This is a genomic window from Bacillus sp. XT-2 (assembly GCF_025696525.1).
Taxonomy (GTDB): domain Bacteria; phylum Bacillota; class Bacilli; order Bacillales; family Bacillaceae; genus Bacillus; species Bacillus halotolerans.
Map to the genome: position 1 here is coordinate 363,870 of NZ_JAHVOC010000002.1, position 25,737 is coordinate 389,606.

Annotated in this window: 28 protein-coding genes; 21 read left to right on the forward strand and 7 right to left on the reverse strand. The window is 44.9% G+C overall.

Annotated elements, in window-relative coordinates; all coding sequences use genetic code 11:
- The first annotated feature begins 7 nt into the window (after positions 1-7).
- Entirely contained in the window at positions 8-532 is a 525-nt protein-coding gene (locus KXD37_RS07900; protein WP_106019724.1) for a dihydrofolate reductase family protein, read from the forward strand.
- Positions 533-573: 41 nt separating this feature from the next.
- Here the strand turns inward: KXD37_RS07900 and KXD37_RS07905 are convergent, their stop codons facing one another.
- From KXD37_RS07905 to cls, 3 genes are all read right to left on the reverse strand, one after another.
- Complete coding sequence (locus KXD37_RS07905) at positions 574-846, reverse strand: hypothetical protein (RefSeq protein WP_010332264.1); 273 nt, start codon at positions 844-846, stop codon at positions 574-576.
- 80 nt (positions 847-926) lie between these two features.
- Positions 927-1,889, reverse strand: a complete 963-nt coding sequence (gene uvsE, locus KXD37_RS07910) for a UV DNA damage repair endonuclease UvsE (protein WP_095712803.1) — start codon at positions 1,887-1,889, stop codon at positions 927-929.
- Between the two features lie 12 nt (positions 1,890-1,901).
- The gene (cls, locus tag KXD37_RS07915) at positions 1,902-3,101 is read right to left on the reverse strand and encodes a cardiolipin synthase (protein ID WP_254517921.1); all 1,200 of its coding nucleotides are present in this window, start codon (positions 3,099-3,101) and stop codon (positions 1,902-1,904) included.
- 155 nt (positions 3,102-3,256) lie between these two features.
- Here cls and KXD37_RS07920 point away from each other — a divergent pair, with 155 nt between their 5' ends.
- The 4 genes from KXD37_RS07920 (at position 3,257) to pyrG (ending at position 9,086) form a co-directional block, all read left to right on the forward strand.
- Entirely contained in the window at positions 3,257-5,374 is a 2,118-nt protein-coding gene (locus KXD37_RS07920; protein ID WP_151174588.1) for a heterodisulfide reductase-related iron-sulfur binding cluster, read from the forward strand.
- Positions 5,371-6,510 carry an acyl-CoA dehydrogenase AcdA gene (gene acdA / locus KXD37_RS07925; RefSeq protein ID WP_106019721.1) on the forward strand — a complete coding sequence of 380 codons (1,140 nt, stop codon included), beginning with the start codon at positions 5,371-5,373 and terminating at the stop codon, positions 6,508-6,510. Before KXD37_RS07920 ends, acdA begins: the two co-directional genes overlap by 4 nt.
- A gap of 182 nt (positions 6,511-6,692) precedes the next feature.
- On the forward strand, positions 6,693-7,235 hold the full coding sequence (rpoE, locus tag KXD37_RS07930; RefSeq protein WP_106019720.1) for a DNA-directed RNA polymerase subunit delta: 543 nt from the start codon (positions 6,693-6,695) through the stop codon (positions 7,233-7,235).
- A gap of 243 nt (positions 7,236-7,478) precedes the next feature.
- A complete protein-coding gene (gene pyrG / locus KXD37_RS07935; protein WP_095712807.1) occupies positions 7,479-9,086 on the forward strand; it encodes a glutamine hydrolyzing CTP synthase in 1,608 nt (535 codons plus the stop codon).
- An 82-nt stretch (positions 9,087-9,168) separates the two neighbouring features.
- Here pyrG and KXD37_RS07940 read toward each other — a convergent pair whose 3' ends face one another.
- Positions 9,169-9,690, reverse strand: a complete 522-nt coding sequence (locus KXD37_RS07940) for a DUF2529 domain-containing protein (RefSeq protein ID WP_024123190.1) — start codon at positions 9,688-9,690, stop codon at positions 9,169-9,171.
- 165 nt (positions 9,691-9,855) lie between these two features.
- Here KXD37_RS07940 and spo0F point away from each other — a divergent pair, with 165 nt between their 5' ends.
- The 11 genes from spo0F (at position 9,856) to KXD37_RS07995 (ending at position 20,401) form a co-directional block, all read left to right on the forward strand.
- Positions 9,856-10,230, forward strand: a complete 375-nt coding sequence (spo0F, locus tag KXD37_RS07945; protein WP_003227621.1) for a sporulation initiation phosphotransferase Spo0F — start codon at positions 9,856-9,858, stop codon at positions 10,228-10,230.
- Positions 10,231-10,410: 180 nt separating this feature from the next.
- Positions 10,411-11,268, forward strand: coding sequence for a class II fructose-bisphosphate aldolase (locus KXD37_RS07950; RefSeq protein ID WP_024123189.1), 858 nt, complete (start codon positions 10,411-10,413; stop codon positions 11,266-11,268).
- A 117-nt stretch (positions 11,269-11,385) separates the two neighbouring features.
- Complete coding sequence (fsa, locus tag KXD37_RS07955; protein WP_024123188.1) at positions 11,386-12,024, forward strand: fructose-6-phosphate aldolase; 639 nt, start codon at positions 11,386-11,388, stop codon at positions 12,022-12,024.
- Between the two features lie 376 nt (positions 12,025-12,400).
- Positions 12,401-13,690, forward strand: a complete 1,290-nt coding sequence (locus KXD37_RS07960; RefSeq protein ID WP_024123187.1) for a UDP-N-acetylglucosamine 1-carboxyvinyltransferase — start codon at positions 12,401-12,403, stop codon at positions 13,688-13,690.
- A gap of 31 nt (positions 13,691-13,721) precedes the next feature.
- Complete coding sequence (glpX, locus tag KXD37_RS07965; protein WP_044159762.1) at positions 13,722-14,687, forward strand: class II fructose-bisphosphatase; 966 nt, start codon at positions 13,722-13,724, stop codon at positions 14,685-14,687.
- A gap of 214 nt (positions 14,688-14,901) precedes the next feature.
- A complete protein-coding gene (locus KXD37_RS07970) occupies positions 14,902-15,063 on the forward strand; it encodes a hypothetical protein (RefSeq protein ID WP_032731180.1) in 162 nt (53 codons plus the stop codon).
- 31 nt (positions 15,064-15,094) lie between these two features.
- Positions 15,095-16,378, forward strand: a complete 1,284-nt coding sequence (gene rho / locus KXD37_RS07975) for a transcription termination factor Rho (RefSeq protein WP_010332253.1) — start codon at positions 15,095-15,097, stop codon at positions 16,376-16,378.
- 118 nt (positions 16,379-16,496) lie between these two features.
- Entirely contained in the window at positions 16,497-16,697 is a 201-nt protein-coding gene (gene rpmE, locus KXD37_RS07980; protein ID WP_003151132.1) for a 50S ribosomal protein L31, read from the forward strand.
- Between the two features lie 89 nt (positions 16,698-16,786).
- Complete coding sequence (locus tag KXD37_RS07985; RefSeq protein WP_024123184.1) at positions 16,787-17,374, forward strand: thymidine kinase; 588 nt, start codon at positions 16,787-16,789, stop codon at positions 17,372-17,374.
- Positions 17,375-17,662: 288 nt separating this feature from the next.
- Positions 17,663-19,360 carry an oxaloacetate-decarboxylating malate dehydrogenase gene (gene malS / locus KXD37_RS07990; protein WP_024123183.1) on the forward strand — a complete coding sequence of 566 codons (1,698 nt, stop codon included), beginning with the start codon at positions 17,663-17,665 and terminating at the stop codon, positions 19,358-19,360.
- Between the two features lie 81 nt (positions 19,361-19,441).
- On the forward strand, positions 19,442-20,401 hold the full coding sequence (locus tag KXD37_RS07995; RefSeq protein WP_024123182.1) for an AEC family transporter: 960 nt from the start codon (positions 19,442-19,444) through the stop codon (positions 20,399-20,401).
- A gap of 35 nt (positions 20,402-20,436) precedes the next feature.
- On the opposite strand, the gene racA is transcribed toward KXD37_RS07995, so the two are convergent.
- Positions 20,437-20,991 (reverse strand): chromosome-anchoring protein RacA, encoded by a 555-nt coding sequence (racA, locus tag KXD37_RS08000; protein ID WP_095712809.1) that lies wholly within the window; start codon positions 20,989-20,991, stop codon positions 20,437-20,439.
- 121 nt (positions 20,992-21,112) lie between these two features.
- The gene (locus tag KXD37_RS08005; RefSeq protein ID WP_188323826.1) at positions 21,113-21,502 is read right to left on the reverse strand and encodes a VOC family protein; all 390 of its coding nucleotides are present in this window, start codon (positions 21,500-21,502) and stop codon (positions 21,113-21,115) included.
- Positions 21,503-21,623: 121 nt separating this feature from the next.
- Between KXD37_RS08005 and prfA the strand changes: the two genes are divergently transcribed.
- The 3 genes from prfA (at position 21,624) to KXD37_RS08020 (ending at position 23,923) form a co-directional block, all read left to right on the forward strand.
- A complete protein-coding gene (prfA, locus tag KXD37_RS08010; protein WP_024123179.1) occupies positions 21,624-22,694 on the forward strand; it encodes a peptide chain release factor 1 in 1,071 nt (356 codons plus the stop codon).
- 1 nt (position 22,695) lies between these two features.
- Complete coding sequence (gene prmC / locus KXD37_RS08015; RefSeq protein WP_127696389.1) at positions 22,696-23,562, forward strand: peptide chain release factor N(5)-glutamine methyltransferase; 867 nt, start codon at positions 22,696-22,698, stop codon at positions 23,560-23,562.
- A gap of 73 nt (positions 23,563-23,635) precedes the next feature.
- On the forward strand, positions 23,636-23,923 hold the full coding sequence (locus KXD37_RS08020; RefSeq protein WP_024123177.1) for a DUF5316 family protein: 288 nt from the start codon (positions 23,636-23,638) through the stop codon (positions 23,921-23,923).
- Between the two features lie 15 nt (positions 23,924-23,938).
- On the opposite strand, the gene KXD37_RS08025 is transcribed toward KXD37_RS08020, so the two are convergent.
- The gene (locus tag KXD37_RS08025) at positions 23,939-24,304 is read right to left on the reverse strand and encodes a UPF0715 family protein (RefSeq protein ID WP_044159746.1); all 366 of its coding nucleotides are present in this window, start codon (positions 24,302-24,304) and stop codon (positions 23,939-23,941) included.
- Between the two features lie 140 nt (positions 24,305-24,444).
- Here KXD37_RS08025 and spoIIR point away from each other — a divergent pair, with 140 nt between their 5' ends.
- Together spoIIR and KXD37_RS08035 are read left to right on the forward strand one after the other, a co-directional pair.
- Complete coding sequence (gene spoIIR, locus KXD37_RS08030) at positions 24,445-25,119, forward strand: stage II sporulation protein R (protein ID WP_106019716.1); 675 nt, start codon at positions 24,445-24,447, stop codon at positions 25,117-25,119.
- 67 nt (positions 25,120-25,186) lie between these two features.
- Positions 25,187-25,630, forward strand: a complete 444-nt coding sequence (locus KXD37_RS08035; RefSeq protein ID WP_024123174.1) for a hypothetical protein — start codon at positions 25,187-25,189, stop codon at positions 25,628-25,630.
- The last annotated feature ends 107 nt before the right edge of the window (positions 25,631-25,737 follow it).

Consider the following 25,737-nt stretch of genomic DNA (forward strand, 5'->3'; position numbering starts at 1 on the left):
GGAGAGTATGGATAGAAAAAATGTGCTGTACATAGCTGTTTCGTTAGACGGGATGATCGCGAGAGAGGATGGGAGCGTCGACTGGCTGGATGAATTTGAAGGCGAGGGTGATAACGGGTACAGTGAATTTTATCAGACTGTTGATACCGTCATTTTAGGGCGGAGCACATACGAACACATCAAAATTCTCACACCCGATTTTCCGTATCAGGATAAAACATGCTACGTGTTTACAGAAACGCCCGACAGCTATCATGATAAACACGTGATGTTTATCGATGAAGACATCAAAGCGTTCACCGGCCGCTTAAAACAGCAAAAAGGCTTAAATATCTGGATCGCGGGCGGGGCAGAGCTGGTGAATACTTTTATGAAAGAGGACGCCATCGACGAATACATCATCACTGTCATCCCGGTTGTATTGGGGAGCGGCATTCCGCTGTTTCATGAACAAAATACCGAAACAAAGCTGCGTTTAACCGATATGAAACGATTTGGACAGGCGGCGCAGCTGCATTATAAACGAGCATAAGAAAAAGGATAGACATCACTGTCTATCCTTTTTTATGTAAGTTAGAGCGCTTCTCTCTCAGCGGGCTCAATCATATTCTGAAACTTTTCAACCAGCTGAGACGCTTTTGTTCCTTCAACCACAATCAGATATTCTTTTTCATTATGAGCCATACGGAACGTTTCCAGCTCGATTAAGCTTTTGATTTTGCACATCGTTTTCTTTGAGTAAATATAAACCTCGTGGCTTCCGGAATGGCACATTTTATATAGGTGAATCAAATTTCTTAAAGTAAATGCCTGTGCGGCTACTTTTAGAGACTTGATGTTTTTCATGTTCTTTCTCCTCCATTGATTCTTGTCTTATATAGCGTATGTTCCCAATGTGTACAAACTGTAAACCTGTTTTTGCACACTTATGATTTCCATTGCAGAGTGCCGCCGCCAATCCGTTTCACGCCGCGGATTGAGCTCAATTCATCCATCAGCCGGAGAAGCGCCTTGTCCTTCTGTTTCGCCTCGATCATAAAATCAATATTGGTTCCCCATTGCCTGAAGCGCTCCAAAAGCGGCAGCAAGAAGTTGGCGTCTACATATTCCGCATGGCTGCGCACCGCTTGCTCCGATTTTGGAGAGGAAAGATGGACCTTCGGCTGCAATCCGATCCGCTGCCATGTGTTGATCATCCGGGGCAGTGCTTCATTCAGGTCTGCATGATCATCCGAGTTTGCGTAAAAATGATGAAAATCAAAGACAAACGGAACATTCTCTTGTTCACAGACCTGAAGCGTCTCTTCCGTGGTGTACGTTTTATCGTCATTTTCCAGCGTCATCCGCTGTTTGATCTCTTTCGGAAGCATTTTCATGTTTTGATGAAATTGTTTCAGAGCGTTTTCTTTGTTTCCGTAAGCGCCGCCGATATGGATGTTGATAACTGAGCGGTCTGCAATCCCCATCGCTTCAAGCATGCGGTAGTGATAAGCCATATCGGTTACTGCATTTGCTGTAATGGATTCTTTAGGGCTAGTAAACAGGGTAAACTGGTTAGGATGAAAGCTTGTGCGCAGATTGTATTTTTTCACGAGCTCTCCAATCTCACGGAACTCCTTGCGAAACGGCGTCACAAAGTCCCACATCACGTCAGGATGAGTGGCCAGCGGCACAATTGAGCTGGAAAAACGGTACAATGGAATATCGTGGCCGATGATATAGTGAAGGGTTCTCATGGTATTGCGCAAGTTGGCTTTCGTCACAGCCAAAAGGGCTTCTTTTCTCTCATCCTCGGGCAGCTTTGAATAACGGGCGAATGTCAGTGTTTTGGCGGGAGACGCATCCCAAAGGCTCATCGCATTTGAGACGAACCCGAATCTGAAAATCATAGGAACTCTCCTTTATAGAAAATAAGATAATGCTTTACCGAGCCATTCCGCCGGTCGCTGCCTGAACGTGCGCTTTTTGAAATTTTCTTTTGTCAGCAGCTCCGACTTTTTAATATCCTCTTCAATCGTGGCATAGACTTCTTTTGTAAATGCAACATCATCAATTGCAACGTTTACCTCTTCATTTAAAAACAGGCTGCGCTGATCAAAATTGGCTGTGCCGATGATGCTGAAGTGATCGTCAATGATCAAGGCTTTCACATGATAAAACCCTTGGTAAAAACGGTAGATGAGACAGCCGGCATCCAGCAGGTCCGAATAATATGTAAAAGCAGCTTCTCTGACCAGCGGGTGATCTGATTTCATCGGCACAATCAATGTAACGTCTACACCGTTTTTTCTTGCTTTGACCAAGGCCTGCTGAAGCGGTTTAGTCGGAATATAATATGGCGTGCAAATCGTAATGCGCTCTTTCGCCTGTGCGATATTTGCCAAATACGTTTTTTCAAGAGAATAGCCGTCAGTCGCATAAATCTTATGAGGGATATTCCCTTGCGGAAGCTCAGGCCAAACATCCGGACCCAGTTCGGCTGATCCGGTATTTCGTTTCAGGTCGGCTGTAAAAAGTGTTTGAAGATCTCGGACACCTTCTCCCGTCATACGCAGATGATAATCCTCCCAATTGCCGAACTTCGCCTTCTTCCCAAGGTATTCCTCACCAATGTTAAACCCGCCGACATAGCCGACTTTTCCATCCATCACAGCAATTTTCCGGTGATTTCGTTTTTGTATATGAAAAAAGAAATAAGGGAAACGGGGCCGGTTCAGAAAATGAACGTGAACGCCGGCGTTTTTCATTGTCTCCAGCGCCGGTTTTTTAATTTTTTGGCTGCCCGACCAATCCAGAAGCAAATAAACCGATACGCCGGCCTGGGCTTTTGTTTTCAGCAGTGTGAACATATTGTGGCTGACCTCATCGTTTTTCATAATGAAAAACATCACGTGAACGGAAGAGACAGCATCGCGTATATCTTCCATCATTCGTTCAACAAGATCAGCGCCGCAGTGAATCAATTCGATATCACTTTTCTTTTTTGAAAAAACAGGCTCGTACGCTTTCTTTCGGTATGCGGCGCGGCCCATAAAGATATCCAGCAGGATTAAAGCCAATAGTATGATGACAATGATGAGAATCACGAAAAATACCTTCATCCCGGCACTCCTTTCCGTAGTTGTAGGTAGTGTGCCCGAACAGCAGGAATTTAATTATTGACTGAACACTCATTCATTATTTATCATAAAGATAATCTTATACAGATTTTGGGGCAGGGGATCACGGTCTTCATCAGTAAAAAGGGGGAATTGGAATGAGCGGCTTTCTCATTGTCAATGCATTATTATTTCTGATTGTAACCGCTTACGCTGTTTATTTGTTTGTCTATTTGGTCAAAACAAGGCTTGCTTACATCAGGCTCGGCCAAAAGGAACAGTTCGATAAACGGATCAAGGAACGGCTTCAGGCCATATGGGTGAATGTATTCGGGCAGAAAAAACTGCTCAAGGATAAGAAAAGCGGCATCATTCACGTCATGTTTTTCTACGGCTTTATATTGGTTCAGTTCGGAGCGATTGACTTTATCATCAAAGGGCTGGTCCCGGATCGAAGTCTGCCGCTTGGCCCGATCTATCCCGCCTTCACTTTTTTTCAGGAAATCGTTACGTTTCTGATCTTAATTGCGGTTGGCTGGGCATTTTACAGACGCTATATCGAAAAGCTCGTCAGGCTGAAACGAGGCTTTAAATCTGGACTTGTTCTCATTTTTATCGGCGGTTTAATGCTGACGGTTTTACTGGGGAACGCAATGAATCTGATCTGGCATGATCACGGGCTTTCTTGGAGCGAGCCGATCGCTTCAGGCATCGCGTTTTTGCTTGGGGGCGTCGGGGAGACGGGCGCCGCGGTGATTTTCTATATCGCATGGTGGGTGCATCTGCTGTTTTTACTGAGCTTTTTAGTGTATGTGCCGCAGTCAAAGCACGCTCATTTAATTGCCGGTCCTGCCAACGTCTTTTTCAACAGGCTTGAAGCGCCCGGAAAGCTCGAAAAAATTGATTTCACAGACGAAACGAAAGAAAGCTACGGAGCGGGAAAAATTGAGGATTTCAGGCAGTCCCAGTTGATTGATCTGTATGCGTGTGTCGAGTGCGGCCGCTGCACCAATATGTGCCCTGCGACTGGCACCGGAAAAATGCTGTCGCCGATGGATTTAATTTTACGCCTCAGGGACCACCTCACAGAAAAAGGCGCTGCCGTCACTTCGCGCTCGCCATGGGTGCCGGCTGCAGCATTCCGGCATACGAAAGGGAACCAGCTGGCTGCGGCTGCCTCAGGGAGCGGATCACAGGAAGCCGCCGCCGCGCTTGATTACAGTCCGAGCTTAATCGGCGATGTCATTACCGAAGAAGAAATTTGGGCCTGCACCACTTGCCGGAACTGTGAAGATCAGTGCCCCGTCATGAACGAGCATGTTGATAAAATCATTGACCTTCGCCGCTATCTCGTGCTGACTGAAGGAAAAATGGACAGTGACGCACAGCGGGCGATGACGAGTATTGAGCGGCAGGGAAATCCGTGGGGCCTCAACCGCAAGGAACGTGAAAATTGGCGCGACGCAGCCCCAGATGCCGATATTCCGACAGTAAAAGAATTAAAAAAAGAGGAAAAAGAATTCGAATATCTTTTCTGGGTCGGTTCCATGGGTTCATACGACAACAGAAGCCAAAAGATCGCCATCTCCTTTGCAAGACTGCTGAACCAAGCAGGTGTGACCTTTGGGATCCTCGGCAACAAAGAAAAAAATTCAGGGGACACCCCGCGCCGCCTCGGAAATGAGTTTTTATTTCAAGAACTGGCCGAAAAGAATATTTCGGAATTTGAAAAAAATAATGTGAAAAAAATCGTTACGATTGATCCGCACGCATACAATTTATTTAAAAACGAATATCCTGATTTCGGCTTTGAAGGCGAAGTGTATCATCATACGGAAGTGCTGGCCGATCTTGTGAAGAGCGGGAAATTAAAACCGCAGCACCCAGTTCATGAAACGATCACCTTCCACGACTCGTGCTACTTGGGACGGTACAACGAAGTCTATGATCCGCCGAGAGAGATTTTAAAAGCCATTCCGGGTGTGCGGCTTATTGAAATGGAGAGAAACCGGGAAACCGGCATGTGCTGCGGAGCTGGCGGAGGCTTGATGTGGATGGAGGAAGAGTCAGGCAACAGGATTAATGTCGCCAGAACAGAGCAAGCGCTGGCAGTCAATCCGTCGGTAATCAGCTCCGGCTGTCCGTACTGCCTCACGATGCTTGGGGACGGCACGAAGGCGAAAGAAGCGGAAGATCGTGTCAAAACGTATGACGTCGCGGAGCTTCTGGCTCAATCTGTCTTGGGCGCTGATATGACAATGGGGGAAAAGCGATGAATTTTTCATTAACAGAAGAACACGAAATGATTCGGAAATTGGTTCGTGATTTTGCCAAGCATGAGGTTGCACCGACAGCGGCAGAACGTGACGAACAAGAACGATTCGATCGTGACCTGTTTCGGGAAATGGCGGATTTAGGATTAACAGGGATTCCGTGGCCTGAAGCTTACGGCGGAATCGGAAGTGACTACCTGGCTTATGTCATAGCGGTGGAGGAACTGTCAAAAGTCTGCGCCTCCACCGGCGTGACGCTTTCGGCGCATATCTCGCTTTGCGGCTGGCCGCTGTTTGCATTTGGCACAGAAGAACAAAAGGCAGCGTACTTAACACAGCTGGCCCTTGGGCAGAAAATCGGGGCTTTCGCTTTGACTGAAGCAGGCTCCGGTTCAGACGCCGGCGGGATGAAAACAACCGCTGAGCGAATCGGTGATGACTATGTATTAAACGGATCAAAAGTGTTTATCACAAATGGCGGCGCCGCTGATATTTATATTGTGTTTGCAGTCACTAACGCTGAGAAAAAGAAAAAAGGCATTTCCGCTTTTATTGTAGAAAAGGATTTCGAAGGATTTTTGACAGGCAAGAAAGAAAAGAAACTAGGCATCCGTTCTTCTCCGACAACAGAGATCATCTTTGAAGACTGTGTCGTTCCCGCAGAAAATCGTCTCGGTGAAGAAGGAGAAGGCTTCAAAATCGCGATGAAGACGCTTGACGGAGGAAGAAACGGCATTGCGGCACAGGCTGTTGGCATCGCTCAGGGAGCGCTTGATGCGGCGCTTCAATACGCAAAAGAAAGAAAACAGTTCGGCAAATCGATTGCCGAGCAGCAGGGCATAGCTTTTAAACTTGCAGATATGGCGACAATGATAGAAGCTTCAAGGCTACTGACCTACCAGGCGGCATGGCTGGAGTCGTCAGGCCTTCCGTATGGAAAAGCCTCCGCTATGTCCAAACTGCTGGCAGGGGATACGGCGATGAAGGTGACGACCGAAGCTGTGCAGATTTTCGGCGGCTACGGCTATACGAAGGATTATCCGGTTGAACGCTATATGCGCGACGCGAAAATTACGCAAATCTACGAAGGTACCCAAGAAATTCAAAGGCTGGTTATCTCCAGAATGCTCGCAGAATAAGGCAAAACATCTATCAGTCGGATCACTCTTGTAAAATTATTTAAATTAACGCTGTTAAGGGTAGCATATTCTGTTTTATTTTGTTTATAATGAGAGGTATGGTTTGTATAAGAACGATACAATATCGCTTTCATTATTGATAAAACAGATACATATAAGTAATAGAAAGGGAGTGTCCGACCTTGGGTATCAAACAATATTCACAGGAACAGCTAAAGGAAATGGCTTTAGTTGAAATCGCTCACGAATTATTTGAAGATCATAAAAAACCAGTTCCTTTTCAGGAGCTTTTAAATGAAATTGCATCATTGCTCGGCGTGAAAAAAGAAGAGCTTGGAGACCGCATCGCACAATTTTATACAGATTTAAATATTGACGGCCGTTTCTTGGCGCTCTCTGACCAGACTTGGGGCCTTCGCAGCTGGTATCCGTACGATCAGCTTGATGAAGAAACACAGCCGACAGTTAAGGCGAAAAAGAAAAAAGCGAAAAAAGCTGTTGAAGAAGATCTTGATCTTGATGAATTTGAAGAGGTTGACGAAGACGAGCTCGATTTGGCTGAGGTTGAGGAAGAGCTTGATCTCGATGCTGATGAGTTTGACGATATCGATGAAGATGACGACGAAGACGAGCTCGAAATTGATGATGATCTCATTGATGACGATGAAGAAGAAGATGAAGATGACGAAGATGACTATGATGAAGGCGATGAGGATAAAAAATAGTAAAAGAATTTCATCCTCAAATCGATCTTGACTTTCATAGTCGAACTATGTAGTATGTATTTTGGGCTCTTCAAAAACGAAGAGAGAACATAGAACGTTATGCTCCCTTTCAAGAAATTGAAAGGGAGCTTTCTTATTTTCACCCCTCATTTTTCTTATAAATCATTTAAAAGGCTAAATGATTTCCTATAAAACGGTACATTTTAAGAAATGTAGCTTAGAGCGAAGAGAGGAGCAAACGAAATGACGAAATATATTTTTGTAACCGGGGGAGTCGTATCCTCACTTGGAAAGGGTATTGTAGCAGCTTCATTAGGGCGTTTGCTGAAAAACCGCGGACTGAACGTCACAATTCAAAAATTCGATCCATACATCAACGTCGATCCGGGAACAATGAGCCCTTACCAGCACGGTGAAGTATTCGTAACAGATGACGGCGCTGAAACAGACTTAGACCTGGGCCACTATGAGCGTTTTATCGACATCAACCTGAATAAATTCAGCAACGTAACAACAGGTAAAATCTATTCAACAGTTCTTAAAAAAGAACGACGCGGCGATTACCTCGGCGGAACAGTGCAGGTTATTCCGCACATCACAAATGAATTGAAAGACCGCGTATACCGCGCGGGTAAAGAAACAAACGCGGATGTCGTGATTACAGAAATCGGCGGTACTGTCGGAGACATCGAATCCCTGCCATTCCTTGAAGCGATCCGCCAAATGAAGAGTGACATCGGCCGTGAAAACGTGATGTACATCCACTGTACACTTGTGCCTTACATTAAAGCTGCCGGCGAACTGAAAACAAAACCGACACAGCACAGCGTAAAAGAATTAAGAAGCCTGGGCATTCAGCCAAACATTATCGTTGTTCGTACAGAAATGCCGATTTCTCAAGATATGAAGGACAAAATCGCATTATTCTGCGACATCGATACAAAAGCGGTTATTGAATGTGAAGATGCGGACAACCTCTATTCCATTCCGCTTGAACTTCAAAAACAAGGACTTGATAAGCTTGTTTGCCAGCACATGCAGCTGGAATGCAAAGAAGCGGAAATGTCCGAGTGGAAAGAGCTTGTGAACAAGGTCAGCAACCTGTCTCAAACGACCACAATCGGACTTGTCGGAAAATATGTTGAGCTTCCTGACGCTTACATCTCTGTCGTTGAATCACTTCGCCACGCGGGCTACGCGTTTGACACAGATGTAAAAGTGAAATGGATTAACGCTGAGGAAGTAACAGAAAGCAACATCGGAGAGCTTACTAGCGGCACAGACGGTATTATCGTACCGGGCGGCTTCGGTGACCGCGGTGTTGAAGGTAAAATCATTGCGACAAAACATGCCCGCGAAAACAAGATTCCGTTCTTGGGCATTTGCTTAGGCATGCAGGTTGCATCTATTGAGTATGCCCGAAACGTATTAGGCTTAAAAGGCGCTCACTCTGCGGAAATTGATCCGTCAACTCAATACCCGATCATCGACCTTCTTCCTGAACAGAAGGATGTTGAAGATCTTGGAGGAACACTTCGTCTCGGCCTTTACCCTTGTAAGCTTGAAGAGGGCACGAAAGCATTTGAAGTGTATCAGGATGAAGTGGTGTACGAGCGTCACCGCCACCGTTATGAATTCAACAACGAATTCAGACAGCAAATGGAAGACCAAGGCTTCGTATTCTCAGGCACCAGCCCGGACGGACGCCTTGTTGAAATTATCGAGCTGAAAGACCATCCTTGGTTCGTGGCTTCTCAGTTCCACCCAGAGTTCAAGTCGAGACCGACAAGACCTCAGCCATTATTTAAAGGCTTTATCGGAGCGTCTGTTGAAGCTGCAAATCAGAAGTAATAAAAAAAGACTTGCCGTTTGTCAAAAGCGGACAAGTCTTTTTTATTTGTTTCCGGCAAGATACAGCATGTACAATAAGTGATTATGCATACTCTTGCAGAATTTCTTTTAATGTAAATGATAGAGCATGGTAGACATACAATGCTGTCATTAATGAAGGGAAGCCGTAACGGGTGCCGTCTTCATCGGGAACGAGCGGCATTTTCAGCTTCGAATCAATATGCACATCGCAATATTGTTCGATTCCGGCGCTGTCTTTGGCTGCCGGCGATACGCAAACGACTCCCGCGCCTTTTTCATAAAGCTCTTTCGCGAGCGCCTGTTCTTCATCTGTACCTGTCCCTGAGCAAAACATCAGCACCCTGTCGCTTTCTGTCACTTCATCCGCGTTGGCGGGAAACGCTTTGACGGAAGGAAGCGGCTCTTTGCTTTCGGTAGCCTCATATAAGACGCCCTGAAGCTCATTTGCCCCGTATATATATATGGAATGCCCGCTGACCACCGCTTGAGCAAGCAATCGCGCCCCATCTTCAATCGCGTCAGATTCCTTATCCTGAATGCGGGAAAAAATACCTGTTAACTGTGTCGTAAATATTTTCAACATAAGTGAATCCTCCTTTATAACGTACAATAACAGTATACAACAAAAGAGAAAATGCTCAGAAAATGTCGTAAAGTAGACTATTATAATTAAAGGAAATAGGAAAATCAAACAGAATACATAAACTACTGCTTACTTTTGACGAAAATCATAATATTGGGGTGTAAAATGATGAATGAAAAAATTTTAATCGTTGATGATCAATACGGAATACGTATTTTGCTTAACGAAGTGTTCAATAAAGAGGGCTATCAGACATTTCAGGCTGCGAACGGCCTTCAAGCGCTTGATATTGTGACAAAAGAACGTCCGGACCTTGTCCTTCTGGATATGAAAATTCCCGGCATGGACGGAATCGAAATCTTAAAACGGATGAAAGTCATTGATGAAAACATCCGCGTGATCATCATGACGGCTTACGGAGAACTCGATATGATCCAGGAATCAAAGGAACTGGGCGCATTGACACACTTTGCGAAGCCGTTTGACATCGACGAAATCAGAGACGCCGTCAAAAAATATCTGCCCCTGAAGTCTAACTGACAAAAAGAAGAAACAATTGAATGAGCTCATTGTGTTGCCGATTTGTCGAAAAGTTGGTATTCTAGTTATGGAGAAAAAGCGATCTGAGTATTTACATATGACAGCAAATTATGGGTCATGCTAGGGTGGAAAGCTTTTTTCGCTAGAAGACAATCAGGCTACATAAGGAGGACATTCGACATGCCTTTAGTTTCAATGACGGAAATGTTGAATACAGCTAAAGAAAAAGGTTATGCTGTAGGACAATTTAACTTAAACAACCTTGAGTTTACTCAAGCGATTTTACAAGCAGCTGAAGAAGAAAAATCTCCAGTGATCCTTGGTGTTTCCGAAGGTGCGGGACGCTACATGGGCGGCTTCAAAACAGTCGTAGCTATGGTAAAAGCACTAATGGAAGAGTACAAAGTGACAGTTCCTGTTGCGATCCACTTAGACCACGGTTCAAGCTTTGAATCTTGTGCGAAAGCGATTCATGCAGGTTTCACATCTGTAATGATCGACGCTTCTCACCATCCATTTGAAGAAAACGTAGCAACAACTTCTAAAGTTGTTGAGCTTGCTCATTTCCACGGTGTATCTGTAGAAGCTGAGCTAGGAACAGTCGGCGGACAAGAGGACGACGTTATCGCTGAAGGCGTAATCTACGCTGATCCTAAAGAGTGCCAAGAGCTTGTTGAGCGCACTGGCATCGACTGCCTTGCACCTGCATTAGGTTCTGTTCACGGCCCTTACAAAGGTGAGCCAAACCTTGGCTTCAAAGAAATGGAAGAGATCGGAAATTCAACTGGTCTTCCGCTCGTTCTTCACGGCGGTACTGGAATTCCGACTGCTGACATCAAAAAATCAATCTCACTTGGTACAGCTAAAATCAACGTAAATACTGAAAACCAAATTTCTTCTGCAAAAGCTGTTCGCGAAACGTTGGCAGCTAAGCCTGACGAGTACGATCCTCGTAAATACCTTGGACCTGCTCGCGAAGCGATTAAAGAAACTGTTATCGGTAAAATGCGTGAATTTGGTTCTTCAAACCAAGCTTAATTCAATTGGAACTTTTTATAGCCGCCTGACAGCTTGACAGGCGGTTTTCCGTCTATCTTTAGAAAGCGCAATCATATTCACAGTTCTGAAAATTCTTACTCAGGGAGGCTTTTGTAAATGTTATTTTTTATTGATACAGCAAATATCGATGAGATTAAAGAAGCGTATGAATTAGGAGTTCTTGCCGGTGTAACAACGAATCCTAGTTTAGTAGCAAAAGAAGCTAACGTATCATTCCATGACCGCCTTCGTGAAATCACAGAAGTCGTTCCGGGCTCTGTAAGCGCGGAGGTTATTTCTCTGAAAGCTGAGGAAATGATCGAGGAAGGAAAAGAACTGGCGAAAATCGCTCCGAACATCACGGTGAAAATCCCGATGACGGCTGACGGTTTAAAAGCCGTAAAAGCACTTACTGACTTAAACATCAAAACAAATGTCACATTGATCTTCAATGCGAACCAAGCGCTTCTTGCTGCAAGAGCGGGCGCTACATATGTATCTCCATTCTTAGGCCGCTTAGATGATATCGGCCATAACGGGCTTGACCTGATTTCAGAAGTCAAGCAGATTTTTGATATCCACGGGCTTGATACGCAAATCATTGCGGCGTCAATCCGCCATCCTCAGCATGTAACTGAAGCTGCATTAAGAGGGGCTCATATCGGCACAATGCCGCTTAAAGTCATTTATCAGCTGACAAAGCACCCGTTAACAGACAAAGGAATCGAACAATTCCTGGCAGACTGGAACAAGTAATTCAAGCGGCGGCAAACAGAGTGTAGTGTCTGTTTGCCGCGGCCTTTGCTTTTCACCGTCCTGATCCAGCGGACCTTCAGATGCACGCCGCTTACAGAGAAGGAATCATTGGGCTGCAGAAGCTGATATCGGAATGAGGGTTGCGTGCTGCTTTTGCCGGATGACGAAGATGTCTCTTTAGCCGGCGGGTCTCTGTCGATTTTTTGAAACCTATGCCCCCGCAAAGCTTCGCTATTTTCTTCCTGATATTTTACAATGTGTTGTATTCTTTCTCTTCGAATTGGCTAGATTTTGGACATGAGCTTTATTTGCAGAGACAGAATAAAATGCCATTTTATTTAGCTCCGCAGCTATCTTCTTATGGAAGGAGACTATCATGGAAAAGTTGAATATTGCCGGCGGTGACTCGTTAAACGGTACAGTACACATCAGCGGCGCTAAAAACAGTGCTGTTGCATTAATACCAGCAACCATTTTGGCAAATTCCGAGGTGACAATAGAAGGGCTTCCTGAGATTTCAGATATTGAAACGCTGCGTGACCTGTTACAGGAAATCGGCGGTAATGTGCATTTTGAGAATGGGGATATGATTGTAGACCCCACATCAATGATCAGCATGCCGCTTCCTAACGGAAAAGTGAAAAAACTGCGCGCGTCGTATTATTTAATGGGGGCGATGCTCGGCCGCTTTAAACAGGCCGTCATCGGATTGCCTGGCGGCTGCCACCTGGGCCCCCGTCCGATTGACCAGCACATCAAGGGCTTCGAAGCGCTCGGAGCTGAAGTGACCAATGAACAGGGCGCGATTTATTTGCGCGCTGAAAGGCTGAGAGGCGCACGTATTTATTTAGATGTCGTAAGCGTCGGGGCAACGATTAACATTATGCTTGCGGCTGTTTTGGCAGAAGGGAAAACCATCATCGAAAACGCTGCGAAAGAGCCGGAGATTATTGATGTCGCGACACTGCTCACAAGCATGGGCGCAAAAATCAAAGGCGCTGGAACCAACGTAATCCGAATCGATGGCGTAAAGGAACTGCACGGCTGCAAACATACGATCATCCCGGACAGAATTGAGGCCGGAACATTTATGATTGCCGGTGCTGCGATGGGCAAAGAGGTCATCATCGATAATGTAATCCCGACACACCTTGAGTCCTTAACAGCAAAGCTGAGAGAAATGGGCTTTCACATTGAGACGAGCGACGACCAGCTGCTTATTGTCGGCGGGCAGAAAAACCTAAAGCCGGTTGATGTAAAAACCCTAGTATACCCGGGCTTTCCGACTGATTTGCAGCAGCCGATGACAGCGCTTTTGACGAGAGCAAAAGGGACAAGCGTCGTGACTGACACCATCTATTCGGCGAGATTCAAGCATATTGATGAGCTGAGACGAATGGGCGCAAATATGAAGGTAGAGGGCAGATCTGCAATCATAACGGGACCTGTCGACCTTCAAGGCGCTAAGGTCAAGGCGAGCGATCTGCGGGCCGGAGCCTGTTTAGTGGTTGCCGGGCTGATGGCCGACGGCGTCACGGAAATTACAGGTCTGGAGCATATTGATCGCGGATACAGCAGCCTTGAGAAAAAACTCGAGGGTCTGGGAGCCACAATCTGGCGCGAGAGAATGACTGATGAAGAGATAGAACAGCTGCAAAATTCTTAATTGGTTATTTGCGAGAGGAGATCGTGTTGAGATGGAAAGAAGTTTATCAATGGAATTGGTTCGTGTGACTGAAGCTGCGGCATTAGCATCTGCAAGATGGATGGGCCGGGGAAAAAAAGACGAGGCTGATGAAGCAGCAACAAGCGCAATGAGAGACGTTTTTGATACAGTTCCGATGAAAGGAACTGTTGTGATCGGAGAAGGTGAAATGGACGAAGCGCCGATGCTTTATATCGGGGAAAAACTCGGAAACGGGTACGGTCCGCGTGTCGATGTCGCCGTTGATCCTCTCGAAGGCACAAACATTTTGGCAAGCGGCGGCTGGAATGCGCTGACGGTTATTGCAGTTGCGGACCACGGCACGCTTTTAAACGCTCCAGATATGTATATGCAGAAAATCGCAGTCGGTCCGGAAGCGGTGGGCTGCATTGATATTGAAGCTCCAGTCATTGATAACCTTAAAGCGGTAGCAAAAGCGAAAAACAAAGACGTCGAGGACGTCGTTGCCACCATTTTAAACCGTGATAGACACGAAAAAATCATTTCCGAGCTTCGCGAGGCCGGCGCCAGAATCAAACTGATCAATGACGGGGATGTCGCAGGCGCCATCAACACGGCTTTCGACCACACAGGCGTAGACATCCTGTTCGGATCAGGCGGAGCTCCTGAAGGCGTCCTATCTGCTGTAGCGTTAAAAGCGCTGGGCGGAGAAATTATCGGTAAACTTCTTCCGCAAAGCGAGGAAGAAATCATACGCTGCAACAAAATGGGCCTTGATTTAAGCAAAGTGCTGCGTATGGAAGACCTTGTGAGAGGCGATGACGCGATTTTTGCGGCTACCGGCGTAACTGACGGCGAGCTGTTAAAAGGCGTTCAATTCAAAGGGTCTGTCGGCACGACTGAAAGCTTGGTCATCCGTGCGAAGTCAGGAACTGTCCGTTTCGTTGACGGCAGACACAGCCTGAAGAAAAAACCAAATCTCGTAATCCGTCCATAACAAAGAGAAAAAGCGGGTGTTGACCCGCTTTTCTTTTGCAAAAAAGAGACAACCCTATCAATTGCGTGTCAAAACCTTATTTCAGTTGAATAATTGTTTGAAATAAGGTAAAAATAAAGAGTGCTGCGATTTTTAACTGCGTAATTCCTTCTTTTAAGCACTAGGAAAGTTTCAATTTCTACCGCATACAGACGATATAAGTATTGATCTTCTCATGTTTTTGTCCTCGCTTCCTTCAAAACTCATTAAGACAATCCTTTTAACAAAAGCGCCGATCATGGGTGGAAGTGTTACCGATAGAAGTTCCTTTATGTTAAAAAAAGAATGTGCTTTGGCGGATGTTGTGCAAAAGCAGCAGATTACATGTGTAAAGTAAGATATTGACTATGAAAAGCGTGGTGTTTTTTATGAAAGACGTATCTATTTCCTCTTTGGAAAATATGAAATTGAAAGAGCTATATGAACTTGCAAGACATTATAAAATCTCCTACTACAGCAAACTGACAAAAAAAGAGCTGATTTTCGCCATTCTGAAAGCGAATGCAGAGCAGGAAGATCTTCTGTTTATGGAAGGTGTTCTTGAGATCATCCAATCAGAGGGATTTGGCTTCCTGAGACCGATCAACTATTCTCCAAGCTCTGAAGACATTTACATCTCAGCTTCACAAATCCGCCGTTTCGATTTACGGAACGGAGACAAAGTATCAGGCAAGGTTCGCCCGCCAAAAGAAAACGAGCGCTATTATGGACTTTTGCACGTTGAAGCGGTAAATGGAGATGATCCGGAATCGGCAAAAGAGCGTGTTCACTTCCCAGCCCTTACTCCGCTTTATCCAGACCGCCATATGGTGCTCGAGACAAAACCGAATTTCTTGTCTACAAGAATTATGGACATGATGGCGCCGGTAGGCTTTGGCCAGCGCGGTTTGATTGTTGCGCCGCCGAAAGCCGGGAAAACGATGCTGCTGAAGGAAATCGCCAACAGCATTACAGCGAACCAGCCTGAAGCAGAGCTGATTGTGCTGTTGATCGACGAAAGACCGGAAGAGGTTACAGACATTGAGCGTTCTGTTGCTGGGGATGTCGTCAGCTCAACGTTTGATGAAGTGCCGGAAAACCATATCAAAGTAGCCGAGCTTGTGCTTGAACGCGCTATGCGCCTCGTTGAACATAAGAAAGACGTCATTATCCTGATGGACAGTATCACACGTCTGGCCCGCGCCTACAACTTAGTGATTCCGCCGAGCGGAAGAACACTTTCCGGAGGGATTGACCCGGCAGCGTTCCACCGTCCGAAGCGTTTCTTCGGGGCGGCGAGAAATATCGAAGAGGGCGGAAGCTTAACGATCCTCGCCACTGCTCTTGTTGATACAGGATCCCGTATGGATGATGTAATCTATGAAGAATTCAAAGGAACGGGCAACATGGAGCTTCATCTTGACCGCTCTCTGGCAGAACGCCGCATCTTCCCTGCCATCGATATTCGCCGTTCTGGAACGCGTAAGGAAGAGCTGCTTGTGCCTAAAGAGCATCTTGACCGTTTATGGTCTATCCGCAAAACGATGTCAGATTCGCCTGATTTCGCGGAAAAATTCATGAGAAAAATGAAAAAGACCAAAACAAACCAGGAATTTTTCGATATTCTCAATCAAGAATGGAAACAGGCAAATCTATCATCAGCCAGACGATAAAATCTATTTGCAAAAGAAGTAAATCACTGATATAATTTTCTTATATGCGTTTCGGACAATGCTCCGAAATAATAACTCTGTTTCCACACGGGATTCAGGGCGGAAGGAGATGGATACAATGAAAGCAGGAATTCATCCTAATTTCAAAAAAGCAACAGTTAAATGCGCTTGCGGAAATGAATTTGAAACAGGCTCAGTAAAAGAAGAGGTACGCGTTGAGATTTGCTCTGAATGCCACCCATTCTACACTGGCCGTCAAAAATTCGCTTCTGCTGATGGTCGTGTTGATCGCTTTAATAAAAAATACGGTCTTAAGTAATAATAGATTTCTCAACAGGCAAGAAGCACTTCTTGCCTGTTTTTTATATTGTCAAAAACACAGCTGGCAGAGAGAGGGGAGCAGAGCCAATGTACATAATGAAGCAAAGCGGGTGGCTGGAGCTGATTTGCGGCAGCATGTTCTCGGGAAAATCTGAAGAGCTGATCAGAAGAGTAAAGAGAGCAACTTATGCCAAGCAGGAGGTCAGGGTCTTTAAACCTGTGATTGACAATCGATACAGCGAGGATGCTGTTGTTTCCCATAATGGAACATCTATGACGAGCTATGCCATTTCTTCGGCTGAGGACATTTGGAATCATATCAGTGAGAGCACGGATGTGATTGCAGTGGACGAGGTTCAATTCTTCGATCGGTCAATCATTGGTGTTTTATCGTCTCTTGCCGATAAAGGCTACCGTGTGATCGCAGCGGGCCTTGATATGGATTTCAGAGGAGAGCCGTTCGGCGTTGTGCCGGATATTATGGCCATCGCTGAAAGTGTGACGAAGCTGCAGGCCGTCTGTTCCGTCTGCGGATCACCGGCAAGCAGAACACAGCGGCTCATTGACGGAAAGCCGGCTTCTTATGATGATCCGGTCATTCTGGTGGGTGCGTCCGAATCCTATGAAGCAAGATGCAGACATCATCACGAAGTCCCGGGAAAATCTAAAAACTAATACAAAACATGGGTAAAAAGATAGAAAGCACCGGCCGAAAAGCTGGTGTTTTTTTATATATTCTGATAACAATCAATTAAAAAATTTAATTAAGTGTATTAAAAAATTAAGTAATTTTCTTCCCTTGAATTTTGATTTTGACAGGCATAAAATAACTAACGTAATGTAAATAGTTTTGAGACATTGTTCGAATAATTGTCACAAAGTCGCATAAAGATCATGATCGGTTATTTTTAGATGAGTTATTACTTAACTTGGTTAACTATTTCAAGAAAGAAGGAGATTTGCTTGAATAACATTAAAAAAACTAAGGAAGGCCATTTAGAAACAACATTAAGAGGAAAAGAAGTTTTATCTATTCCTACTTTAAATAAAGGTGTTGCTTTTACATTAGAAGAAAGACAAGAACTTGGCTTAGAAGGACTTCTTCCGCCAACTGTACTTTCTCTTGATCAACAAGCAAAACGCGCATACGAGCAATTTAAAGCTCAGCCAGACCGCCTTCGTCAAAATGTTTACTTAAATGATCTTGCTAACCGCAATGAAGTTCTTTTCTATAAATTGCTGCAAAATCACCTTCGTGAAATGCTTCCTGTTGTGTACACACCAACAGTTGGTGAAGCAATTCAAGAATACAGCCATGAATACAGAAGACCTCAAGGTATCTACTTGTCAATCGACAACATTGACGGTATTGAAAAGGCTTTTGAAAACCTTCATGCGACAGCAGGCGATATTGATCTTATCGTTGCAACTGACTCTGAAAGTATCCTTGGTATCGGTGACTGGGGAGTAGGCGGTATTAATATCGCTATCGGTAAATTGGCTGTTTACACTGCTGCAGCTGGTATTGACCCTAGCCGTGTTATTCCTGTAGTGCTTGATGTCGGTACAAACAACGAAAAACTTTTAAATGATCCTTTATACATTGGTAACCACCATGAACGTATCTCTGATGAACGTTACGAAGAATTCGTTGATGCGTATGTAAAAGCTGCGCTTAAATTCTTCCCTAAAGCGCTTCTTCACTGGGAAGACTTTGGTAACAAAAACGCGCGCAATATCATGAAAAAATACAACAACGAAATCCTGACATTCAACGATGATATTCAAGGTACAGGCGCAATTACACTTGCTGGTGTGCTTGCTGCTATGAAGAAAACAGGCGCATCTATTAAAGATCAGCGTGTAGTTGTCTTCGGTGCAGGTTCAGCTGGTATCGGTATTGCTGACCAAATCCGTGACACAATGGTGCTTGCTGGATTATCTGAAGAAGAAGCAAACAAAGCGTTCTTCACACTTGATTACAGAGGCCTGTTAACAGACGATATGGAAGGCATCCTTGATTTCCAAAAACCTTACCTTCGCAGTGCAGCAGAAGTGAAAGACTGGAAACGTGATGAAAAAGGCCAAATTTCATTCGATGAAGTGGTTCGCCAAGCAAAACCAACGATCTTAATCGGTACTTCAGGGGTTTCAGGAGCGTTCACAGAGGAAATTGTGAAAGAGATGGCATCTCACGTAGACCGTCCGGTGATCATGCCGATGTCTAACCCGACTCACCTTGCAGAAGCTGTTCCTGAAGATCTGTTCAAATGGACTGACGGAAAAGTGCTTGTAGCAACAGGAAGCCCATTTGACAATGTCGAGTACAATGGCGTTTCTTATGAAATCGGACAATCTAACAACGCATTCGCATTCCCTGGTCTTGGCCTTGGTTCAATCGTAGCTGAAGCGCGTGTTATTACGCCTGCTATGTTTGCTGCAACAGCTGATGCGATTGCTGAAATGGTTGATTTTGAAACACCTGGAGCTGGATTGCTTCCAAGCATCGACAAGCTTCAAGAAGTATCTATTCAAGTTGCCATTGCTGTAGCTGAAGCAGCGATCAAAGACGGCGTAGCAAATCGTCAGCCTGAAGATGTAAAACAAGCTGTTCTTGATGCAATGTGGACACCTGAATACAAAAAAGTCATCGCAAAATAATTGAGCGTGTAATTTTTCTGTCCGAGGGAAAGCTTTGAATAAAGCTAAAGTATACGGACATAGGATTTGGAGGAGAATATTTTGAGCATCTTAGATATCTTAATCCTCCTGGCACCGATCTTCTTTGTTATCGTGCTGGGTTGGTTTGCAGGACATTTCGGAAGTTATGATGCCAAGTCAGCAAAAGGGGTAAGTACGTTAGTAACGAAATACGCACTTCCAGCTCACTTTATCGCTGGTATTTTGACAACTTCCAGAAGTGAATTTTTATCACAAGTTCCTTTAATGGTTTCTTTACTTATCGGGATTGTTGGTTTCTATATCATCATTCTATTGGTTTGCAGATTTGTCTTTAAGTATGATTTAACGAACTCATCCGTATTTTCTTTGAACTCTGCACAGCCGACATTCGCATTTATGGGTATTCCTGTATTGGGAAGCTTGTTCGGTGCGCAAGAGGTTGCGATTCCGATCGCTGTAACAGGTATCGTTGTTAATGCGATTCTTGATCCGCTTGCGATCATTGTTGCTACAGTGGGTGAGTCTTCTAAGAAAAACGAAGAGAGCGGCGACAGTTTCTGGAAGATGACAGGGAAATCAATCCTGCATGGTCTTTGTGAGCCGCTTGCAGCTGCTCCGTTAATCAGTATGATCTTAGTGCTGGTTTTCAATTTCACTCTTCCTGAGCTGGGTGTTAAAATGCTTGATCAGCTTGGAAGCACAACATCGGGTGTTGCTCTCTTTGCTGTCGGTGTTACCGTTGGTATTCGTAAAATTAAACTCAGTCTGCCGGCTATCGGTATTGCGTTACTAAAAGTTGCAGTTCAGCCTGCGTTAATGTTCCTGATTGCTCTTGCAGTCGGACTTCCAGCTGATCAAACAACAAAAGCGATCCTTCTTGTTGCATTCCCTGGTTCTGCCGTTGCAGCCATGATTGCGACTCGTTTCGAGAAACAAGAGGAAGAAACTGCGACTGCGTTTGTGATCAGTGCGATTCTGTCATTGATTTCACTTCCAATTATTATTGCGCTTACTGCGTAATCAAAAAAGCTCCCTTTAAGGGGAGCTTTTTTACTTTACGTTTGAAATTTAAACAGTGACAGCAGCGGTTTTTTTCTTGTTTTTATTTTTTCGGAAGAAGCAGCAGTCTCAGGGGTCGGCTGAGCGGTGAATTCTTTCATATGTGAGGTCAGTGATTGCAGATCAGCAAGAATGTCATCAATTTCTCTTCTGTGCTGCAGAAGCTGATAGGATACGCCTTCATCGGCTTTTTGTTTAAGCTGGCGTTCCAGTTCCTCAATTCTTGCCAGCAGCCCGTTTTCGTCCTGTTTTTGCTGTAATAAGGTGTCAAGTTTTTGTTCGAGCTGTTCGATTCTTTTCTCTGTGTCACTGTTTGTTTTTTGGACAAGGAAGCCTGTGCGCTTCTTATTGCTTTGCGGCACATTGATATCCTGAAGCGCCGTGCCTTCAGAAATTTGTTTTTGAACAGATTTCAGGACTTGCACATCTTCAGCCGTAAACGAATAGTGTCCGAGCTCGTTACGTTCAGCCGGAAGGTTCAGCTGCTTCACCCACCGCTGCACTGTTTTTGCGGAGACGCCGAGTTCACTTGCTACCATATTTGTATTCATGATCCCATACCTCCTTTTTAGCTAGGTATTCGACCATGGGGAGCGGTTCCCTTCCTATTAGACAAAACAAGAAAAGATTCGGCAAAGAAAGTGGGCATCTCCCTTTTTTCTTCAAAAACCGTTATTGCTCATACAGCTCTAACGGAAGCTGATCGGGATCAAAAAAGAAGGTGAACCGCTTGCCTGTCAGCGGATCTGTCCTGATCGGCTCTGTCTCGATTCCTTTTTCGTAAAGCTCCTGAACAGCCTGTTCTAAGCTGCTGACCGTAAAGGCAATATGACGGAGCCCTGCACCTTCAGGACGGGTTTGACGTGCGGGCGGATCAGGGAACGAAAACAGCTCAATGACGTACGAGCCGTTAAGCGACAAATCCAGCTTGTAGGAGTCGCGCTCTTCTCGGTATGTTTCTTGTATCACCTGAAAACCGAGCTTATGTACGTAGAAAGCTTTCGACTTTTCATAATCTGAGCATATGATTGCAATATGATGTATGGATGTAAGCAATACGATCCCTCCTCTTTTTCAGTATAGCAGAGGAGGCTTTTTTAACTGGGATTGAAATGCTTTTGACTGGCGATAGTCCCTATACTATAATGAGAATGTTACGCACAGGAAAACAGAGGTGAAGACCGTGTTAGACCGTTTAAAGTCAATCGAAGAACGATATGAAAAATTAAATGAGCTTTTAAGCGATCCAGAAGTTGTCAACGATCCGAAAAAGCTTAGAGAATATTCGAAAGAGCAATCTGATATACAAGAAACAGTTGACGTATATAGACAATACAGAGATGCGTCAGAACAGCTGGCTGATGCAAAAGCGATGCTTGAGGATAAGCTTGATGCTGAGATGCGCGACATGGTGAAGGAAGAGATTTCTGAACTCCAGAAGGAAACGGAAACACTGTCAGAACGTCTGAAGGTGCTCCTGATCCCGAAAGATCCTAATGATGATAAAAACGTTATCATGGAGATCCGCGGAGCTGCAGGCGGAGAGGAAGCCGCTTTATTTGCAGGCAACCTGTACAGAATGTATTCCCGCTATGCCGAGCTTCAAGGCTGGAAAACCGAGGTCATGGAAGCAAGTGTAACCGGAACGGGCGGCTACAAAGAGATCATCTTTATGATTACGGGCAGCGGCGCATATTCTAAACTCAAATATGAAAACGGCGCTCACCGTGTTCAGCGTGTTCCGGAAACAGAATCAGGCGGCCGTATCCATACTTCTACTGCAACAGTAGCATGTCTTCCTGAGGCCGAAGAGGTAGAGGTTGACATTCATGAGAAGGATATCCGTGTTGATACGTTTGCTTCAAGCGGACCGGGCGGACAAAGCGTGAACACGACAATGTCTGCCGTTCGTCTGACGCATTTGCCGACAGGCGTTGTCGTATCATGCCAGGATGAAAAATCTCAAATCAAAAACAAAGAAAAAGCAATGAAGGTTCTCCGTGCCAGAATCTATGATAAATTTCAGCAGGAAGCACAGGCTGAATATGATCAAACACGGAAATCGGCTGTCGGATCAGGTGACCGCTCTGAGCGTATCCGCACATACAACTTCCCGCAAAACCGTGTGACGGATCACAGAATCGGCCTGACCATTCAAAAGCTTGATCAGATTCTTGAAGGAAAACTTGACGAAGTGGTTGAAACACTGATTGTAGAAGATCAGGCAAGCAAGCTTCAGCAGGCGGATAGTTAAGATGAAGACGATATTTGAAGCCCTGAAATGGGCTTCTTCTTATTTAACGGAAGCGGGAAGAGAAGAAAATGCAGCTGAGCTGCTTTTGCTTTATGATACCGGAATGGATAGAAGCAAGCTGCTCGCCAGCCTGCAGGAACCGATCGGTGAAGATGAGCTGTATCGCTTTAAACGCCACGTCGATATGCACAAAGAAGGCGTACCGGTTCAGTACATTATCGGAATAGAGTTTTTTTACGGGCGGGAATTTATGGTGAATGATGATGTGCTGATCCCGCGTCCGGAAACGGAAGAGGTTGTCTGCCATCTTCTTGAGAAATATAGAAGTGTCTTTTCTGAAGGAGAACAGCTCGAAGTGGTAGATGTCGGCACCGGCAGCGGCGCAATAGCCGTCACGCTTGCACTGGAAAACAAAAACTTTTCTGTTTCAGCGATTGATATCTCCAAAGAGGCGCTGGACGTTGCTTCAGCCAACGCGGAAAAGCTCGGAGCGGAGGTGCATTTTCTTCAAGGCGACCTGCTTGAGCCCTTTATTAAGGCTGGAAAAAAAGCAGATATTATCGTCTCAAACCCTCCTTATATTTCTGAAGAAGAAATGGCCGATTTATCTGAGATTGTCCGTTTCCATGAACCTTTGCATGCCCTCACTGACGGCGGAGACGGGCTGAAATTTTATAAGCGGTTTATGGAAGCCATTCCGCTGGTCATGAAGAATACCGCGCTTGTCGTCTTTGAAATCGGGTGGAAGCAGGGCGCAGCTGTAAAAGAGCTGATTCAGCATGCGTTTAAGGATGCGGAAGTTGAAGTCCTGAAGGATATTAACGGAAAAGACAGAACCATATGCGCGGTAATTCATAAGAATAAATAAGCAGCTTGCTGGTGAGTTGAGATAAGAACGGGACCAGCAAGCTGTTTTAACACCAGCAAAGGGGATGTAAAAGATGAAAAAGGCCCTGACAGCAGGAATTTTACTTATTGCCATTGAAAGTATGGTGGGTTCTATTTTTGCGCAAGCCATTTCTTATGAATTCATTTTCGGCATTGCGTCTCTTGTTTTGATCGGGCTTGCCATTGTGACATCGGGTTTAGCTGTAAGCGGAAGCGACCAGCGGGCGAATTACCATTCAGAAACCAAAGAAGGCCGGACAGCCCGGTTGAAAATATCAGCTGCTTTCTTTGTTGCTGCCATACCTTCTATTCTATGTTATCTATTGACCGTTTTGATCTAATGAAAAAGGAAGCCCTTAGGAGGCTTCCTTTTTTTGCAGCAAAACAGAATCCCATATCCAGTAGACAACAGCTGTTAATACAGCGAAGATGTAAAAAGCTGTATTTTGAAGCAGGGATTGCCCGGAAGGCTGCAGCACGCCAAAGATGATCGCGTTGGCGATAAACGCCGCGGCAAGATAATACAGCAAGTACAAAGGGCTGAACCGTTTCGGCTTTTTATTCATCATGATCTGAAGCGGCAGCGCGAATAGTAAATAAGGAAATAAGAAATAAAAGGCCATCGTTACGAGAGCAGCTATAATAAAGGAATGAATGTAAATAATCGAATAAAGAACTGACATCGTGAACGCTGACAGCAGCACTGTGTAATTATATTTCATTTTAAACCTCCTAAAACACTATCGTACCATAAATTAGATTAAAAGCTTGCTAGATTTTTTTGCCGCTGCAGGTTTACTCCATACGTTCCTTGTCCATAATAGGGCTAGATACAAAGCACGGAGAGGAACGGTGGGGACCGATGAAAAAAACAGTTATCATTTGTATATATATGTTTCTTTTATTATCTGGGGCACTCGTAGGATTGGCGAAAGAAGAGACGGCACAGCAATCTGAAAATGAGCCGGTTGTCATTCCGGACGAGGCGATTCGCCTGAGAATATTGGCAAACAGCGATCGTGACGAGGACCAAGCATTAAAGCGTCATATCAGAGACGCCGTCAATAAAGAAATCACAACATGGGTCAAGGATATTACTTCTATTGAAGAAGCGCGGCGTTTGATCCGCTCAAAGCTGCCTGAGATCAAGGAAATTGCAAAAGAAACCATGGAAAAAGAAGGTGCCAGTCAATCAATATCTGTTGATTTTGACAAAATCTCATTTCCGACAAAACTTTATGGCAGCATGGTATATCCTGCTGGAGAATACGAAGCCATTCTGATTACGCTTGGGAACGGTGAAGGCGCCAATTGGTGGTGCGTGTTATTCCCGCCGCTCTGCTTTCTTGATTTTTCGAATGGGGAAGCCGTAAAAGAACAAGAAGATCAAGAAGCATCAAAAAAACAAACGGAAAAAGCGCTTGAGGACTTAACAGCCAAAGCGGAGAAAGCTAAAAAAGAAGATGAGAAAGAGAAAGAAGATAATACAGAAGTGAAATTCTTCGTCGTAGAATGGTTTTCCGATCTTTTTTCTTAATCGCCAGGTCTAAAAATAGATTTGCCTCATAGATTGGAAGAAAGAACGCTGTAAATGGGGTGAACGAATGTTTTATCAACTGCGGGTGGCAAGGGAAAAGGACGGAGACATACTTGAGGAATTTTTAAAACAGGCCAAAACGAATCATGAGGGCGTAAAGGAAGGGTTCACCCAGTTTCTGATGCTGGAGGACAGCGAGAAAAACATAGCCGGCTGTCTGGGGATCGAAAAAATCAGCTGCGATCAAGCCCTGCTTCGCTCACTTGTGATATCGGACAAGCTTCACCAAGGTCATATTGTATCGCTCTTTCAAAGCATGGAGGTGCTTTGTGAAAAGCATGAGATTAAAACGGTATACTTGGTAGCCAATCAGCATTCTTCGGCTGATTTCCTGGGGGCCATGGGCTTTGAACGGGCAGAGAGTGTGCCGGAAGAGCTGTTTGCCTCGGATCACTTCTGTGAATCGAGGCAAGCGGAAGGGGCCGTCTTAATGAAAAAAGCATCCGGATAAGTGAGATTTATACACAAACTTATCCACTTCTTTATATGCGTTGTCCACAATTTGTGGATAACGCTTGTTTTATTACAGGACATCTTTTATACTTTCAAAAGGATTAC